The following is a 16,225-nucleotide window of genomic DNA, read 5'->3' on the forward strand; positions in this document are numbered from 1 at the left end:
CAACTAGAAACTGGAAGTTAGAGGAATTATTGAGAGCGAGCCTTGCACATGAATTTTTTGAGATTTAACAGTCGAATAATATAAAAAGTCTTAGAGAGGGCTAGAGAAGTTGTTGCCAACTGAGAGTCTTAACCGGAAGCACTCGAAGGGACGCGGCGATCGGACAGGTATCCAGAGTCATCTTCACCTCGCCATTCAGTATCTGTACCTGTTCCGCCAAGAGGGCACCCTGAATGACTGAACTCCCAATTCCACCATCAAACGTCACTTGCCCAGAGACAATGATAAGCCCTTCCCAATGAAATGGCGCGGAAATGCTAAGATTTCCCGCTACCAAAAGTATGCCATATCCATAGAGATTCTGAACGGCAAGGCGGCTCGGAAATCCCCCTGCAAGCGATTCGGCATACAACAGGGCAGGATGCCCAGGCGCCCCAAGATTCACACCGACCAGATCTGCTGAAATGACCTGAGCGCCTCCCTTAAGGCTCTCTAAAGCCTTGACTAAATCCAGGAATTCCGATCCCACTTGTGGCGTCGGAGGATTCCCTGTGAAAGTCGCGGTTCCTGCCAACGCACCTGCAGGGCCCAACTGCACCGGGGGCCGGCCTGCCGCCAGGATCCCACAATTATCAAATCCTTCTACGGCTGTGGTTCCGCCAGCAAATACGACCTGATTTTTCGCATATACGGCGGCCAACAATGGCGGCCCAGACGGGTGTGCAACCTCCACTTGAATCAGGGACGTGGCACCTTCTGCCTGACCCTGGCTGATGATGATTTCGATTGGGGAATATGGAGTGGGATTTACTGACGTAAATGAGGTGGGGACGAGTTCACTTTCTGATGCAAATCCAAAGAAGACCAGGCTGCCTCGGTTATTTATTGAATGCGTCGCGCTAATTCCATCACCATCTTGATAGTGAGGGGTCAGAGAACTGTGTCCCGCCCGTTCCGCATCATACTCGGTTTTATGACGAATTTTAGTCCAGTAAGGGAGAATAGATTGCACACTATTGGGACGAACTGCCGTATTCGTAGAATTTCCACTCAAAGGAAAATAGTTGGTGAAAACCTCTGAATATTCCGTATCATACTGTGGTTTCCACTCAGGCAAAGACAACACATAGGCGGACCAATTTGCTTGCAGGATGGGAGAAGGATCGCCGAGATACCCTGGATTTGATAAGGAAGATCCACCCAAACGAACGGCGGTTTCTGCGATGCCCGCCTCTGCGGCATAGAACGTAGCCATCGCCCTTCGGAAATTTCCACTGATTTGTAGGTCGGTGGACGTGGCAAACAAAATCGTCGCACCCATAATTGTAGAAAAAGCGACCAATAACAAGGCTGTAATGAGCGCTCCACCCATGGAATTGTGATAAGGCCTTATTCCTTCCTTGCTATTGAATCCGGTCATGATTGGACATTTCTCATCGTGATTCGGGAATGGAGAGTCACCGTTCGATATCCACCGTTTTTGGCATACTGTGGATCAGGCTGTGACGTTCTGGCTGTCACCGAAATTCTCACTTGTCGAATGGCTTTGGAATCTGTGGTCGGGTTCCCAGCCTGATCAAGATAATCTATGCCAAACGCTTCAATATCCTCACCAAACGGTTGATTTCCTCCACCGGTATTTCGCCGGAGCAGGTGGGTCGAGGCATCATAGACAAAGACAATCGATTCATTGGCATCACTGGTGATGCCATTACCATTTATGTCAGCCTTGATTGAGAGCTTTTGGGGATCATACGTAATGCCCTCAAAATCATTAGTAAGATCGGAATCACGATTCACTCCGCGAGGATCATAACCGGCCATCAGGATTTCCCTGGTCACCAAATCCACCACCACGCGAGCCTGTTGCTGCATGTCCAGGATTTGCTCTCGCACAACCTGGGCTTTGAGTTCTTGAATATACAGAGCATAGACCACGCTCACTGTCAGGAGACTCAAGCTCAGGGCCACCACGACCTCAACGAGGGTATACCCCTTAGGGGACCCTATCGAAACATGTGGCATCTGCGTATTCACTTTTACTTTGTGAGATAAGTGGTAAGTGTGGTGGTATGCGCATCATGATCCCACCGCACTTCGACCTTGACAGTGTGTAACCCGGATATTGGAAAATGGGGTTGAATCGTGAGCGTTCGTTGATGATGGCTCGCACCGGAAATTGAGCCATAGGGTTCCCTATTAATCCATGTACCGGTTAACGAACTGGGCACTCCATCCCGGCGCACGTCTTCCAATTTTTCCTGGGCGAGGGTGACGGCTCTGGTCATTTTTTCACTCGCCGTCATGCCGGTATGAGCGACAACGGAATAGCCTGCAAATCCAAGGAGCGCCAGGAAAACCACCACCAGGGCCATTAGCACTTCTAACAAAGAGAACCCTCGTTGATCTCGCAGGCAACTCGTCAGTCGATATCTCTCATGCATCATGATGTTCATTAAGACTTCACTTTTACCCGTCCGGTTATGCTAACCGTAATGATCCGTTTTCCGGCTGAATTGGACAGGGTAATAGAAGCTAAACTGGACGCCGTTCCTCTTGGCAGAAAGGAGGGATTGTTGGTGGCTGTCATCATGACATCTCGAAAACTCTCCTGAATATCGCGAGCTACAAGATGTTCGCCCGGGTCGGACTTTCCATTATTATTATCATCATCCAATAACACATACCGATGATTATCCTGAAAGAAAACTCGTTGCCTATTCCGTTCAATCACAGCCTTCATTTTTGCCCCTAAAAGGTCAGAGGACACCTGTCTGACTGCTCCATTCAATCGCCAATGAGGTAACTGGGATACCAACCAGGTCTGAGCTAACATCAAGACTACCCCGATAATGCCAAGCACAATGATTAATTCAGTGAGGGTAAAACCTCTGTTACACAAAAGAGATCTCTTCAATCGTCTTGTCCCTGTTAGAGTAACGTCTTGAACCGACTCCGTGTGGTCGCATCTGCCTTGCTGAATTCGTTGGGTACTTATAACAACCCATGAAAATACCAGTGCCATAATTCCGTTCCCCACACCACCGCGATCAGACCGCCAAGCGCTAGATATGGTCCGAAAGGAATGTATTGGCCTCTTTCAAGGACCTTCGTGGCCAGCAATATTATCCCGACAACCGCGCCGACCACTGATCCTACCATGAGGGTAAGTATGGCCTGCTGCCACCCCAAAAAGGCTCCCACCATGGCCAAAAATTTAATATCACCACCTCCAATGCCTTCTTTTCCGAACAAGAAGGGACTGACCCACGCGAGAGCTAGTAAAATCCCCCCTCCCACCAACAGACCGATAAACGAATTGACCCAGCCCGTCGGTAGCAGAAAGGATGCGCACAAAAAGCCAATCACAATTCCAGGTAATGTAATCACATCCGGAATAATTTTGTGGTCCCAATCAATCCAAGCCACCACAAGGAACACCGACACCAACCCCGCATACACGATCGTGGGCCACGTGAGCCCAAACCGCCAGACCACCAGGAGATAGCCTAAGCCATTTGCCAACTCAATAATGGGGTATCTTCGCGGAATACCCGCATGGCAAGCTCGACACCTTCCCAGTAGCCAGATAAAACTCAAAAGAGGAACATTGTCATACCAGCAAATCTGACCGCCGCAATGGGGGCATGCCGACCGAGGAGCCACTACTGATTGTCCCTTTGGGACTCTGTGCACACATACCGTCAAGAAACTCCCAATGATCGTTCCCAGAATAAAGACGCTCGGCCAAACAATCCAGTGAGACATAAAAGTCACATATTCCGTAGTTAATTCGACTGGGGTGAGTTTACGTATTCTTTCGGTTTACAATCCTAAAATGACCTGATATTCTCCCTTAGATAATTCGCCTAGAGGAAATGCCTGAGGTACCCATGACCAACCAACTAAAACCGGATAAATTGGACATGCCACCTATTAAGCGAAAACGCCCAGAGGCCCTGACTCAACGCGAGCAAGAAATCCTGCAACTCATCTGGTCGGGGTTGAAGAATAAAGAGATTGCACAGCAATTAAAAATTAGCGTCAAAACGGTTGAAGCCCACCGGGCCAATATGATGAAGAAGGTTCGGGTTTCTAATGCCGCCCAACTGCTCAATGCCGCAATTCAGGAAGGCCTGATTCAGATAAAATAATTTCCGCACTGTTCTTATGGTTTCTAATTCCGTTGCCGAACTGCTTCAAAGAGTGTCACTGCTACGGCAACTGACAAATTCAGCGAGTTCATCCTTCCAAACATTGGAATCCTAACTAGTTGATCGCATTTTTTTAGGACAATCGGCCGGATCCCTTCTCCTTCACTTCCAAACACCAGCGCAACGGGTTCTGTGAAGTCTACCTCTGAATAGGATTCAACTCCTTCCGGGACTAATGCTACAGTCCTGATGTCCCGCTTCTGACAAGTTTCAAGAAACTTTCCCGTATTGGCTACACGAGCAATGGAGACATGCTCTAAAGCCCCAGCCGATGCTTTGGCCACTCCACCCGTCAGACCCACGGCACGGTGCTTGGGGATGACAATTCCATCTCCACCAGCCGCCTCTACCGAACGGACAATCGCGCCTAGATTATGTGGATCCTGGATTTGGTCTAACACCACTAATAAAGCAGGAATATGTTTGAGAGAAAGTAGGTCCAGCAACTCCTCTCCCTCCAGATACTCCTTGGCGGAAACCTGAGCCACCACGCCCTGATGATGTCGATCGCCAGCTAAGCGATCTAATCGCTCCCTTGATTCGACAGCCAGGGAAATACCGCGTTCCCTTGCCAATTTCACAATGGGAAGAAATCGACCATCAGCCCGAAGAGTCCAAATTCGTTGGACGGGCCGAGACTGTGAGTGGAGAGATTCTAGAACCGCATGAAACCCGTACACCGTTGCCGGGGATTCATCGCTTCCAACGTGTGGTGCCATCGGGTCGGTCTTCCAGGATGATGCCTTGTTCGGCTAATTCATTTCTGATGGTATCAGCGGTAGAAAAATCTTTTTGAGCCCGAGATTCATTGCGAAGGCGAATTTTTTCCTCGATCCAATCCGAACTTACGAAACGAGAAGTCTCCACAGAACCACCACCACTTATTATTGTAGAACCGTAAGCGGTTTTCTTTCCTTCTGCCTTCAAAGAACCGCCACCCTTTATCGTTGCAGAACCGTATGCAACAAACGGCCATTCTTTAGGATTCAACTGGAATAACCCGAGCGGTTCGCCAAACTTTTTCAGTGCCTCTTTGACTTTTTGTTTAGCCTGGCTGGATAACCCCTTTCCCAATAATTTATTGATCTCTCCTCGAAGTTCGTGAAAAGCTCCGAGCACCTTGGGTGTATTGAAATCATCATCCATACTTTTCTCAAATTTTTTGGCAAAATGATTCGAGACGCGCCCCCACTCTTCGTTACCTTGATTATCCGCTTGAGTATCGAATTCCTCCAGTCGCCGAATGAGTCCATAGATGGAATCCATAGCCGATTTGGCTTCGGAAATGGATTGGTCAGAAAAATTGATATCGCTTCGGTAATGCGTGGAGAGGAGGTAATAGCGAAGACACTCCCCGGTTACTATTTCTGAATACGGTGACTTCTCAAAGATCTCTCGAATCGTAAAAAAATTCCCCAATGACTTGGACATTTTCTCTTGATCAATCGTTACAAACCCGTTGTGAATCCAATACCGGGCAAACTCCTTTCCCGTGTAGGCACAGGACTGAGCCACTTCATTTTCGTGATGCGGGAAAATAAGATCCTTCCCCCCTCCATGGATATCGAATGTTGGACCCAAGTGCTTGATCGACATGGCCGAACATTCGATATGCCAACCCGGTCGACCTTTACCCCAAGGGCTCTCCCACCCTGGCTCATCCGGCTTTGCTGATTTCCAGAGAGCAAAATCCATGGGATCTTTTTTCCGATGGTCGACTTCAACGCGAGCACCGGCCAATAATTCTTCCAGATTCCTACCGGATAATTGGCCATACTGACTGAACTTTCTGACTTCAAAATACACGTCACCTTCCACCTCATAGGCAGCGTCCTTCTCAACTAATCCCGCAATCATGTTCACGATATCCTGGATATGGTGAGTCGCCCGAGGCTCTATTGTGGGGGGAATAATTCCCAATCGCCCCATGTCACGATAAAAGGCTTCGATATATTTTTCCGTCACCTGAGTCCAAGGAATACATTCTTTGTGAGCTCGTTGGAGAATTTTATCGTCCACATCTGTAAAATTTCTGACATAGGTTACCTGGAAACCGCTGTACTCCAAATACCGCCTGATGGTATCGAAAACTAACGCACTCCTGGCATGTCCAAGATGACAATCATCATATACCGTGACTCCGCAAACATACATCTTAACCTGATTCGGCGTCAGCGGAAGAAACAGTTCTTTCTTGTTTGTTCGGGAGTTATACAGGGTGAGAGACATGACTTACTGTTCTCGGGTTGGCGCGGGATGTGTGAGTTTTTTTCCATGATGTTGGACCAGCCAAAATCCAAGCACCAACATCACCACAAAGACAATGGAAAATAAGTTGAAGTACTTTTCGATGAGTTCTTTGACCCATGGGCCCATGAATTGGATAGCACCTGCAACGAGAAAAAACCGACCGCCCCGACTGATAAGTGAGGCCACCATAAAAGTTCGAAAGTTCACATAAAACGCTCCTGCCCCAATGGTAAAAATTTTGTACGGAATGGGGGTGAAACCTGCGATGAGAATAGCCCAGGCTTCATACCGTTGAAAATACTGATGCACCAAATCCATTCTTGCTTGCCCCATAAATTTAAGCAGAAGAGGCCGTCCCCCTAACCATCCGATTCCATATCCAAAAGCTCCTCCAAGTACAGACCCCATTGTCGCAACCGTTGCGTACCACCAACCCAGGCTTGGATTGCCAAGAGTAAGCGCAATCACTAACACATCAGGAGGCAATGGGAAAAATGAAGATTCGGCGAAAGCGAGACAGAATAAGGCCGGAACTCCATAGGGAGAGTCAGACCACGATAACATCCACTCGTATAATTGTTTGCCCAATTCCATATTTTTTCAGTAGAAATTGCTGGTTATCAGTCCCTCATAGACGTTTTGGTTTTATTGGAGATCGCTTACCTTTCCCAGAAATTTTGATTGGTTTTCGCAGGGATTGTTTTGAGGGAAAAAGAGACTTCTCCCACCCTTTCAGCGCCTGCATCGCAGAATAATCAGTCAAATCCAAATGAAGTGGAGAAATTGAAACCATTTGATTGGAAACGGCGTCATGATCAGAATGCTTACCTCTAGCCCATGATTCTCGTTGTCCGGCAATCCAAAAATATCGATTACCCCTCGGATCTGTCTTTTCGACTACGGGATTGAGATAACGTCGCTGGCTCAAACAGGTTATTTGAATACCGGCAATGTTCTCCAATCGACGACTCGGAACATTCACGTTCAATATGGTTTCTTCAGGAAGCCCACATTCTAAAACCCGTTTGCCAACCAAAAAGGCAAAATGGCCTGCGACGGCATATTGACATTTTGGTAAGTCTTCCAGGGAAATGGCAATAGAAGGAATACCATGAAGCATACCTTCAATGGCTCCGGCAACCGTTCCGGAATTAGTAACGTCATCACCCAAATTCCATCCATTATTAATACCTGATACCACCAAATTTGGCAGGCACGCCGGTAGAAGATGACACACGGCTAGTGTCACGCAATCCGCTGGGGTCCCATTAACGGCATACCATCGTTTTTTCAGAGGACGCAGTCTTAATGGTTTATGCAATGTCATCGACCGCCCAACGGCATTTTGTGTTTTCTCTGGGGCCACAACCCAAACTTCCCCTAATGGGCTCAGAGCTTCAGCCAACACCCTGATACCAGGAGCATTTATTCCATCATCATTGGTAACCAAGATGATTGGTCCGGGAGAAGAATGGATCATCTAGACCTTTTACTTTATCAGTAGCTTTTACTAACCGACAGCCTTTCTCTTTATCAATCCTTAATTTTTCCTGATGGCAAAGAAAAGCCCGCCCCAATTATTCTTGGGACGGGCTTTTTGGTCATCCTATCTTTGCTACTTTAATGATTCTAAATGCTCTTCATAAAATGAGCAACCGCTGCTGGATCCACCGTTCCCATAATATGAGATTCTGGAACCGTATTCGACTTCTTACCGGTTAAACCACATTCCACTTCATCCGTAATCATCTCAACTGGCATTGACATCCCACCGTAGACATGTGGACCTGCCACAATTTTTGCGTTGGAGAAACCATAAATTGCCGTAGCCACATCTTTGGCCAACCATCCGACATAATTAAATTCCGGGATAACAATAAGCTTGGCCTTCCCACACAGCTCTCTTAATTCGTTTGTTGGGAAAGGTCGCAAGGAACGAATTTTGATTAATCCTGCCTTAATGCCTTTCTCTTTACATTGGCGAACCGCTTCGCGGGATTGCGCCGCAGCACTCCCCGAAGCAATAAGGAGAACATCTGCGTCTTCCACATCCTGAGCTTCTAACAATCCATCCATATATTGATTAATATATTTCCGTGATCGTTCTACCCCAGCCCATACTTCCTGCTGCCACACCGCATGAATGTTGTAGGCCATAAAATTAGATTTTTGCACTGGAGCATCACGGGACAATCGAGCTGGGGGGTTCTCCGCATCTAAAACCGGGACCGATCCTCGGTAAGGGTCTCGAGGCGGGAGCTTGAGCCCACGATCCTGCATCGCACAATACCCTCGAGCATGAGTCACAAAAAAACCATCACAACAGACACCCACAGGAAGGGTCACATCATTTTTTTCGCTGATGATAAAACCCTTCATGATAAAGTCAAACAGATCCTGTTGATTTTCCGCATGAAAGACCAACATTCCGCTATTTAAAAGGTAGGCAATTTCAATATTATCAGGTTGGATAGCCAATGGAGCATTCACGACCCTGCACGTAAACATGCAAACAGCGGGAAGGCGGTGACCGGCCCATGAGACAATGGGCTCAAGACCTCGCAATGTTCCAGGACCAGCTGTAGCCGTAAAAGCTCGAACACCTGCACGGGAAGCGCCAGCAATTGCCGACATGACGCCATATTCTTCTTCACCTCGATAGAATTCCTTCACATACCCTTCACCATACAAGACTCCGATTAATTGCAAGGTTTCGCTTTGTGGGGTAATGGGATAGGCCACGGACATATCTACATTTGAGCGCCTCACCGCCTCTTTTGCACATTCACTCCCGGTAATGAATTCCCGTTCCCTGGGAGCCTCAAAAAACATATACTCTGGAGAGACAACCCTCTGGCGCTTGGCCTCTCCATGAGGGTCCTTTCTCCCCTTTTCGCTATCTACCGATGGTGCAGCCGGCGCACTCGTAATTGGATCACCTTGGGGATTTGTTTTAACTTCTGATTCAAGGGCTTCGCTCATAGTTTGACCCCCTTATTACTTAATTGAAATTTTACAGATTTACTCATGCTTCCCTTTGCATATGTTCAGCTTTATGGCCAAACGCTGCTGCGTCTCCATCAACCGGGCTTTCGATATTAAAATCCAGAGGATTGGTGTGTGTTTTTCCGCCATGGACCTTGGACTGCAGTCCAGTAAAACGAACATTATTGCCACTTTCTGGTAACTTTATTCCCATTTCTTCTCGTACCCGCTTAAAAACTGCTGCAACTCTTCGGATCTTTGCAGCATCAGAATCTCGAACCGTGAACATGGCATCCTCATGCCCCTGTTCCGCACAAATAGCAGATGTCCAGCAATTGGTTCCGGCTCGAATCATTTTAAGAGTCAGATTAGCATAGTGACAATGGACCCCGATAAAAATACAGGCTTCAATCTTATTTCCCCATATTGTCAGATTGGGATGATTCGGATTGATCACTTCCTCCGGTTCAACCTTGGGGTACTTGGGGCGATAATCCGGCATGGGAATGACGAGCACATCGGGCAATTGGGCTGCCAGCTCTAATACAGCTCTAGCCTTATCGGCCGCATGATCATTCCAATTCCACAAAACCATCGGACCAGGGAAAATGGTTGCATTCTTTCGAGTCAACATCGTACGCGCCATAGCTTCCATTGCCAGCTCTTCCGCAACAACATGGCCAAACTTCAAACCATATCCTTGTTCAGGCGTCAGGACACCAAGTTCCGCAGCAGATGGTGGATGGAAACCTTGTGGGCCTGGGGCCACGATTGCTTCTTCTAACTCTTTCGTTAATTCCACGTTAGACTCCGATTGATGAGTATGAAATGACTGGAGAATGAAAAACTTTTCTTAGATTATCCCCTCAGCGGACTAGCAAGAACCGGCTTAGTATTTTTTTCCAAGTAGGAAATATTTTCAGTAAGTGCCGCATCCCCAATTTGATCGATCATTTCCATTTTGATGGCATGATGCTTGGCCATATTGTCACACACCCATACGCATTGTGCGCAACCCTTGCAACGATCAACGGCGACATAAGCCGACCCATACTTTAAACCCCTGTCCTTTCCCGCCTCCGTATCATACTGAATCGTATTGGCTTCCGGACAGTATTGTGTGCACAACTTACAGCTGGTTGCAGCACAAATATCTATATCTATATTTGCAACAAGATACATCGCTCTCCCCTTTCAATTCCTTCTATTTTCGTTTTTAGACCGAAGCCTTTGCTGCTGCTTTATTTGCCGCACTCGTTGTTTGGTCAGCCATTGAGGAGGCTCCCAAAGTCCATCCATTATCGACAGCATAATCCCAACCAGCCTTTACCACCGCTAAATTTTTCTCAATCAATTCCGCCTTCTTCTTGAACTTTCTTTCCACCACACTATCCAATGCAGCAGTTCCACCTGACACCACAAAACCTTTTCCGAGAAATCTATCTTTCACAGCCTCTCCGGTGGCCTCTATAGTCGAAAGTCCCGTAATTGCGCCGATGGCTCCTACCATCGCCATATTGGTGGCCAGATCAATTCCCGCCACATCTAAAGACATTTGGGTGGCTGGAAGGTAATAAATTTTTGCACCCAGTTCTTTCAATTCGGCAGCTTGATCCGGCTCAAGATTCATGGGTGTATTGCTATTGATAAGAACGACTCCCTCTTTTTTTAACCCATAATAAAATGGATTCGTGTAGCTCTTACCATGGGTAATGCACTGTGGATGAAAGACCATGAGAATATGGGGAAAGGTAATTTCTCCAATTTCATAAATCGGCTCATTTGAAACACGAACATAGCTTTCTACGGGAGCCATTCGCTTTTCAGACCCATAAAACGGAACGATGGTGCTCTCTCCCCCAGCATTAATGACCGCTGTGCTAAAAATGTGGGATGCAGTCACCACACCCTGACCACCAACGCCTGCCATACGAATGTTATAACGAATAGCCATTTTCAACCTCCTCCATTTTCATACCTTAAAGAGCATCCCAACCAAGCACGCGAACTATCGGGGAGACAACTACCCTTTTGTTACTGCAGCTGCAGGCTTCGGTAGATATTCTTTGTATCCATACAATTCCCCTAAATACTGCTTGGCCTCGTCTGTAAGATATTCAGAAAATGCATAACGATCATTCTCGACATCTTTGGCATCTTCCATCACTTTATCTGTTGGAATCGCGTATTCAATATTACATGAGGTATAGGCTTGGATATACGTTGGGCCAACTTCTCGCGCAATCAGGACCGCTTTTTTAATGACACTTTCCACTCTTCTTGGGTTATTGGGAACCACTGTCGCCACATAGGCACACCCCGCAACCTTGGCCATTCCTAACATATCCATCTTTTCAAATTTTTTCCCTAAAGGTGCCATCTTCAAAACTTGGCCCTTGTTGGTCATGCCACTTTCTTGACCACCGGTATTCCCATATACTTCGTTATCCAACATGATGGTCGTAAATTTTTCCTTTCGAAACCAGGAATGCAAAGTTTGAGCAAAACCAATGTCTGCCATTCCCCCATCCCCCGCCATCACTACAACATCTTTAGGGCGATCTCCAAATCTCAAGCGAAGTCCGCGTGACAATCCACTGGCCACCCCATTTTGATCGCCGTAATTTCCATAGACAAAAGGAATAGCTGCCTGAGAGATGGCTAGTCGCCCGCAACCAGCAGTACCAACTGTAATCGTATCTTCTGGATTAGGGAATGCAATAATAGCCAATCGAATAAACAAGGTCATCGCGCATCCCGCACACATAGGATGTTCCTCTAAGATCTCCTTAAACGTTCCCACTTGCGATACAGAAGTTTTTTTTCCAAATGGTCCATGCTCGACCATATCCCTATATTCTTTTGGCATAAACTTTCCGAAACCGGGCGTGAATTTTACGTAATCGAGACTCATATCGGGCCTCCTCCTTGGTTAAAAGCAAAAGTAATCATCACCATCAATATTTAGAAACAACTTTGGGCTAGGTAAAATACCCCAACAAGACAAGAAATTAACAAAGAAAACAAATTATTGTCAATTTAACGGGTAGACTTAAATTTCAAATAATATTTCCTTGAATTTCCTGAGCATTTTCTAAATTTTCTTCACAAACCAAAAATGCATTAACGTCATCTAAGATTAATCTATGCAATTGCTATAGATAATTCAACACAAAAGAAGGCCCACCCTCTATAAAAGAAGACCCAGTCTCGAATCAAACGGCTTAGGTCTTTTGTCCCAAACTTTTCAAAGGAATGTGTAAGTGGAGGTGTAGCAAGAAAAATCACGAGCAGACCTGGCAGATATCTAAGAAATCTCCAAGGCCTGAAAGGGCAGGCTAATCCAAAATGTAATGAATAGGATCTACAACTCTATCATTCACAGCCACTTGATAGTGAAGATGGGGTCCCGTAGAAAACTTTCCCGTGCTCCCGACAAGACCGACAAGATCGCCTCTTTGAACTTTATCCCCGTATTTCACATTAATTTTGGACATATGCCCATAAGTCGTTTCTATGCCATAACCATGGTCAATACGAACAAATTTTCCCATACGCCCATCATAGGCGGCCACGACAACTTTCCCCGCTGCAGGAGAACGAACTTCGGTTCCAGTAGGAGCACCGATATCAATACCAGCATGCAGGGCTTTTTTACCCGTAAAGGGGGAGACCCGAGGACCAAACTTTGAGGTTAAGGCACCTTTGACTGGCCAGATGGAAGGGATGGAGGCCCATTGATCAGCTTTTTGCTGGGCTGCGGCAGAAAGCTCTTCCAGGATTTGACTTTCCAATTCAGTTTGTTGATTTAGCCACTCTAGTCCAGCCTTAATCTCGGTAATTTTTCGGTCCATGGTCGAATTTAAACCAGAGACCTCAGGTGACGTCCCGGTTTTTTCAATTGAAGTTTTTAAATCCCAAGACGCCTCTTCTTGGACCCCATCATATGGCATCTCCTCATAGGGTAATTCCTCTCCACCCTGCCCAGGAAGACCAGAAGGCAGCCCCTGAATCTCATCCGCCTCAAGACCAAACATGGTTTGAAGCTTCCGATTAAGGGTCTCTAGCGCTAACATCCGCTTTTTCATTCCATCTACTTCGGTTGAAAAATTACTGGTTCGAGCACGCGAGGACGTTAATTCTTGTTTTATTTCTCCTAATTCACTCAGTTGGCTCCACTGGTAAACATAATGCGTAATAACCCCACCCTGAACCAGCAGCAACACTAAACCCACAATCATTCCATACTTCACAAGAGATTTTCGGAATTTTAGGCGCCAGGGATTTGAGCGGGCCCCACGAAAGATTATGACCGTCAACGTATCTTCAGACTCTTTCATAATTCACCCAAATTATAAAATTAAAAGCATCAACGTTTTCATTTATGCAGACCTTAAGCCGAAAAAATACTTCCCCTTACTCTTCATTCATGCCGACTCGACTCTTGGTTGCATCTCGAATCCAGGCTAAATATTCTTCGCTTCCAAGCTGAATAGGCAGAGCAATGATTTCAGGAACCTCATAACTATGATTGGCTTTCACCAAGGAAACCAATTGGTCATACGACCGTCTCACAGTTTTTGCCAATAGCAAAAATTCCTGTTCCTCAGCAATTTCACCTTCCCAATGAAAAATTGATCGCACGCCTGGAATGATATTGACGCAAGCGGCTAATCCGTTCTTTACCAAAATCCTTGACAGGCTTGTAGCCTCTCCCTCAGAACCTACCGTCACCATTACGACCATTTCTTCCATATAAAAATACCACCAAGTGCCTGAAATCTTGAATGAAAGAAAAAGATCTCATGAATTCATGAGAGACGACAACGAACGTCCTTGCAAGATGTCAGTGTTTCCTAATCATTATCGGCCGTTTTTTCAATTCCTGAAGCTTAAAATAATCCTCTGCTTACCAAATATCAACCAGATATTTCATATTTTTTCTCGATACTTCACATGGCAATAATTTCAATCACTTAGCGTGGCATTAGTCGGGTTGGGTCCTCGTTGGCCAAGCCAATCAAATCTGCAATTGCGGGCTTTAAGGCCTCTTGCATAGCCTCAGGATAACTCTCGACAGCATTCTCAAGACCATAATATGGTCCATCAAGCTGCTTCCCTTCGAATTCCATTGTCATGTTCCATAACACCTTCGACGGATCATTCAGGGGGGTTAATCGAAGATCAAGCTCCAGAGCGGTGGTGGTTTCACTCATGGGAAGGCCTAACATCCAAAAAACCACTCCCACGGGAGCTAAGAGATACGAGTACAATCTACGGTTCCAGTCAGTCGAACGGAGACGACCTCGAAAGGCCACATCCGCCGGTTGTTGTCCTTCATCTTTGGCAAAATCAACCGAGGAAAAAATTTCTGCATGTTTTAATTCCGCAGCGATGGATTGGGCCAAATCATTAGCCGGATCAAATTTGACGACATCCACCTCTTCAGGGTTGGGTGCGGCCTCAGGGCGTTGATATCGCGTGTCTCCATAGGGAACGAGAGGGATGGCGGCCTTCCAATATTCCTCTTTTACCTCGTTTCCCCTCACATCTTCCAAAGGAAGAACAATGGCTTTTGCCGGGATTGGCGCGGCGGCTTTTTCGTTCAGAAATGACCCAGTAGAGGCCGGGGGGTATTGCCATTCCCGCTTCCCAAGACAGCCGGTTACGGTAGAGAGGCAGAGCAGTACCATTACCAATAGAGACAGGCGAATGCGCGAGACCCTCATGTAAAAGCTCCTTTCAAGTTTGTCAGTGCTCTTGGCATAAACACTGTGCAGCCACAGCCCTAGAGAGTCCAGAAAAAATTTCTGGCAATATTTTGAGGATTACATCTCTTTTTTTTCTTTAAAAATGATTCTATGAAGCTCTTTCGCCTTTATCATCAGTACGCTTCTTCAGCCGCTCATAAACCGCCATACATCTAGCAAGTACAATTTGGAAACGCAACAATGTTTCCCCTCAGAAACCCCTCCATAAATTTTGGCATTAGCCAAGGGCCTCTCGAACGAAACATGGGGGAAGGGAATTCAAACCTACCTCAGCATGACCAGATCAGGAAGAGAAGCCGCCTGCCCGACCCAAATGCTCCTGAAATTCCACATATGAACGAGCTACAGGGAATTGGGGAAATTCCTGGATAATTGAATCAGGAGGACAGAAAAAAAATCCGGCGTCGGCTTCCTTTAACATTGAAACATCATTATAAGAGTCTCCTCCCGCCAAGACTCTGAACCCGATACCTTTCATCGCACTGACAGCGTGTCGCTTTTGATCCTGTTGGCGTAAGAAATAATCTGTGATAAACCCATGGGAATCAACTCCCAATGTATGGCAAAAAATCGTAGGGAAGTCGAGCTTCTTCATAAGTGATCCGACAAACTCATAATACGTGTCCGACAATATAATGATTTGACATCGTTCACGCAGCCAGGCAAAAAAATCAGGAACGCCAGGGAGGGGAGAAATCGTACTGGCAACTTCCTGAATATCCCGAAGAGTAATGCGATGCGCTTTCAGGACTTCCAGTCGTTTTTTCATTAAGACATCATAATCCGCAACATCCCTGGTGGTCAGACGTAGCTCTTGTATGCCAACTTTATCCGCCAAAGCTAGCCAGATCTCAGGAAATAACACTCCTTCCATGTCCAAACAGGTAATAACCGGCTGCGCCATCAAGACCTCTTCTCGTGATTAATAATCAAAAATGTTCCTAGCTACAAAAATCTCAATGGATCATAAAAGAATTCCTGGGTTAGCCACAACTAGAAAAATCA

The 16,225-nt window shown here is 46.4% G+C and carries 19 protein-coding genes; 1 reads left to right on the forward strand and 18 read right to left on the reverse strand.

The features are described 5' to 3' along the window. Nucleotides 1–100 precede the first annotated feature (100 nt). The 5 genes from PP769_RS02560 to PP769_RS02580 all read right to left on the reverse strand — a co-directional run bounded on the left by PP769_RS02560 (nt 101) and on the right by PP769_RS02580 (nt 3,768). Nucleotides 101–1,420 carry a pilus assembly PilX N-terminal domain-containing protein gene (locus tag PP769_RS02560; RefSeq protein WP_312644800.1) on the reverse strand — a complete coding sequence of 440 codons (1,320 nt, stop codon included), beginning with the start codon at nt 1,418–1,420 and terminating at the stop codon, nt 101–103. Beyond that, nucleotides 1,417–2,025, reverse strand: coding sequence for a PilW family protein (locus tag PP769_RS02565; RefSeq protein WP_312644802.1), 609 nt, complete (start codon nt 2,023–2,025; stop codon nt 1,417–1,419). The genes PP769_RS02560 and PP769_RS02565 overlap by 4 nt, the downstream gene beginning before the upstream one ends. A 14-nt stretch (nt 2,026–2,039) precedes the next feature. After that, complete coding sequence (locus PP769_RS02570) at nt 2,040–2,447, reverse strand: type IV pilus modification PilV family protein (RefSeq protein ID WP_312644804.1); 408 nt, start codon at nt 2,445–2,447, stop codon at nt 2,040–2,042. Nucleotides 2,448–2,455: 8 nt separating this feature from the next. Continuing rightward, nucleotides 2,456–2,902: a GspH/FimT family pseudopilin gene (locus tag PP769_RS02575; protein ID WP_312644806.1), complete on the reverse strand. Its 447-nt coding sequence runs from the start codon at nt 2,900–2,902 to the stop codon at nt 2,456–2,458. 92 nt (nt 2,903–2,994) lie between these two features. Beyond that, nucleotides 2,995–3,768: a prepilin peptidase gene (locus PP769_RS02580; RefSeq protein WP_312644808.1), complete on the reverse strand. Its 774-nt coding sequence runs from the start codon at nt 3,766–3,768 to the stop codon at nt 2,995–2,997. A gap of 125 nt (nt 3,769–3,893) precedes the next feature. Here PP769_RS02580 and PP769_RS02585 point away from each other — a divergent pair, with 125 nt between their 5' ends. Then, nucleotides 3,894–4,154, forward strand: coding sequence for a response regulator transcription factor (locus tag PP769_RS02585; RefSeq protein ID WP_312644810.1), 261 nt, complete (start codon nt 3,894–3,896; stop codon nt 4,152–4,154). A gap of 23 nt (nt 4,155–4,177) precedes the next feature. Here the strand turns inward: PP769_RS02585 and rlmB are convergent, their stop codons facing one another. From rlmB to thrH, 13 genes are all read right to left on the reverse strand, one after another. Then, nucleotides 4,178–4,933, reverse strand: a complete 756-nt coding sequence (gene rlmB, locus PP769_RS02590) for a 23S rRNA (guanosine(2251)-2'-O)-methyltransferase RlmB (RefSeq protein ID WP_312644812.1) — start codon at nt 4,931–4,933, stop codon at nt 4,178–4,180. Further along, entirely contained in the window at nt 4,908–6,443 is a 1,536-nt protein-coding gene (gene cysS / locus PP769_RS02595; RefSeq protein WP_312644814.1) for a cysteine--tRNA ligase, read from the reverse strand. The genes rlmB and cysS overlap by 26 nt, the downstream gene beginning before the upstream one ends. A 3-nt stretch (nt 6,444–6,446) precedes the next feature. Further along, nucleotides 6,447–7,058: a YqaA family protein gene (locus tag PP769_RS02600; RefSeq protein WP_312644816.1), complete on the reverse strand. Its 612-nt coding sequence runs from the start codon at nt 7,056–7,058 to the stop codon at nt 6,447–6,449. A gap of 34 nt (nt 7,059–7,092) precedes the next feature. Then, on the reverse strand, nt 7,093–7,944 hold the full coding sequence (gene surE / locus PP769_RS02605; protein ID WP_312644818.1) for a 5'/3'-nucleotidase SurE: 852 nt from the start codon (nt 7,942–7,944) through the stop codon (nt 7,093–7,095). A gap of 149 nt (nt 7,945–8,093) precedes the next feature. Then, nucleotides 8,094–9,446 (reverse strand): transketolase C-terminal domain-containing protein, encoded by a 1,353-nt coding sequence (locus tag PP769_RS02610; protein ID WP_312644820.1) that lies wholly within the window; start codon nt 9,444–9,446, stop codon nt 8,094–8,096. 43 nt (nt 9,447–9,489) lie between these two features. Further along, nucleotides 9,490–10,251 (reverse strand): carbon monoxide dehydrogenase beta subunit family protein, encoded by a 762-nt coding sequence (locus PP769_RS02615; protein ID WP_312644822.1) that lies wholly within the window; start codon nt 10,249–10,251, stop codon nt 9,490–9,492. Between the two features lie 56 nt (nt 10,252–10,307). Beyond that, nucleotides 10,308–10,631: a pyruvate ferredoxin oxidoreductase gene (locus tag PP769_RS02620; protein ID WP_312644824.1), complete on the reverse strand. Its 324-nt coding sequence runs from the start codon at nt 10,629–10,631 to the stop codon at nt 10,308–10,310. A 34-nt stretch (nt 10,632–10,665) separates the two neighbouring features. Continuing rightward, entirely contained in the window at nt 10,666–11,403 is a 738-nt protein-coding gene (locus PP769_RS02625) for a 2-oxoacid:ferredoxin oxidoreductase subunit gamma family protein (protein ID WP_312647025.1), read from the reverse strand. A gap of 69 nt (nt 11,404–11,472) precedes the next feature. Beyond that, nucleotides 11,473–12,363, reverse strand: a complete 891-nt coding sequence (locus PP769_RS02630) for a thiamine pyrophosphate-dependent enzyme (protein ID WP_312644825.1) — start codon at nt 12,361–12,363, stop codon at nt 11,473–11,475. Nucleotides 12,364–12,787: 424 nt separating this feature from the next. Then, on the reverse strand, nt 12,788–13,789 hold the full coding sequence (locus PP769_RS02635; protein WP_312644826.1) for a M23 family metallopeptidase: 1,002 nt from the start codon (nt 13,787–13,789) through the stop codon (nt 12,788–12,790). Between the two features lie 76 nt (nt 13,790–13,865). Next, nucleotides 13,866–14,204, reverse strand: a complete 339-nt coding sequence (cutA, locus tag PP769_RS02640; protein ID WP_312644828.1) for a divalent-cation tolerance protein CutA — start codon at nt 14,202–14,204, stop codon at nt 13,866–13,868. 221 nt (nt 14,205–14,425) lie between these two features. Further along, nucleotides 14,426–15,178: a hypothetical protein gene (locus PP769_RS02645; RefSeq protein ID WP_312644830.1), complete on the reverse strand. Its 753-nt coding sequence runs from the start codon at nt 15,176–15,178 to the stop codon at nt 14,426–14,428. 325 nt (nt 15,179–15,503) lie between these two features. Further along, nucleotides 15,504–16,124 (reverse strand): bifunctional phosphoserine phosphatase/homoserine phosphotransferase ThrH, encoded by a 621-nt coding sequence (gene thrH, locus PP769_RS02650; protein WP_312644832.1) that lies wholly within the window; start codon nt 16,122–16,124, stop codon nt 15,504–15,506. Between the last annotated feature and the right edge of the window lie 101 nt (nt 16,125–16,225).

This window comes from Candidatus Nitrospira allomarina (assembly GCF_032050975.1).
Taxonomy (GTDB): domain Bacteria; phylum Nitrospirota; class Nitrospiria; order Nitrospirales; family UBA8639; genus Nitrospira_E; species Nitrospira_E allomarina.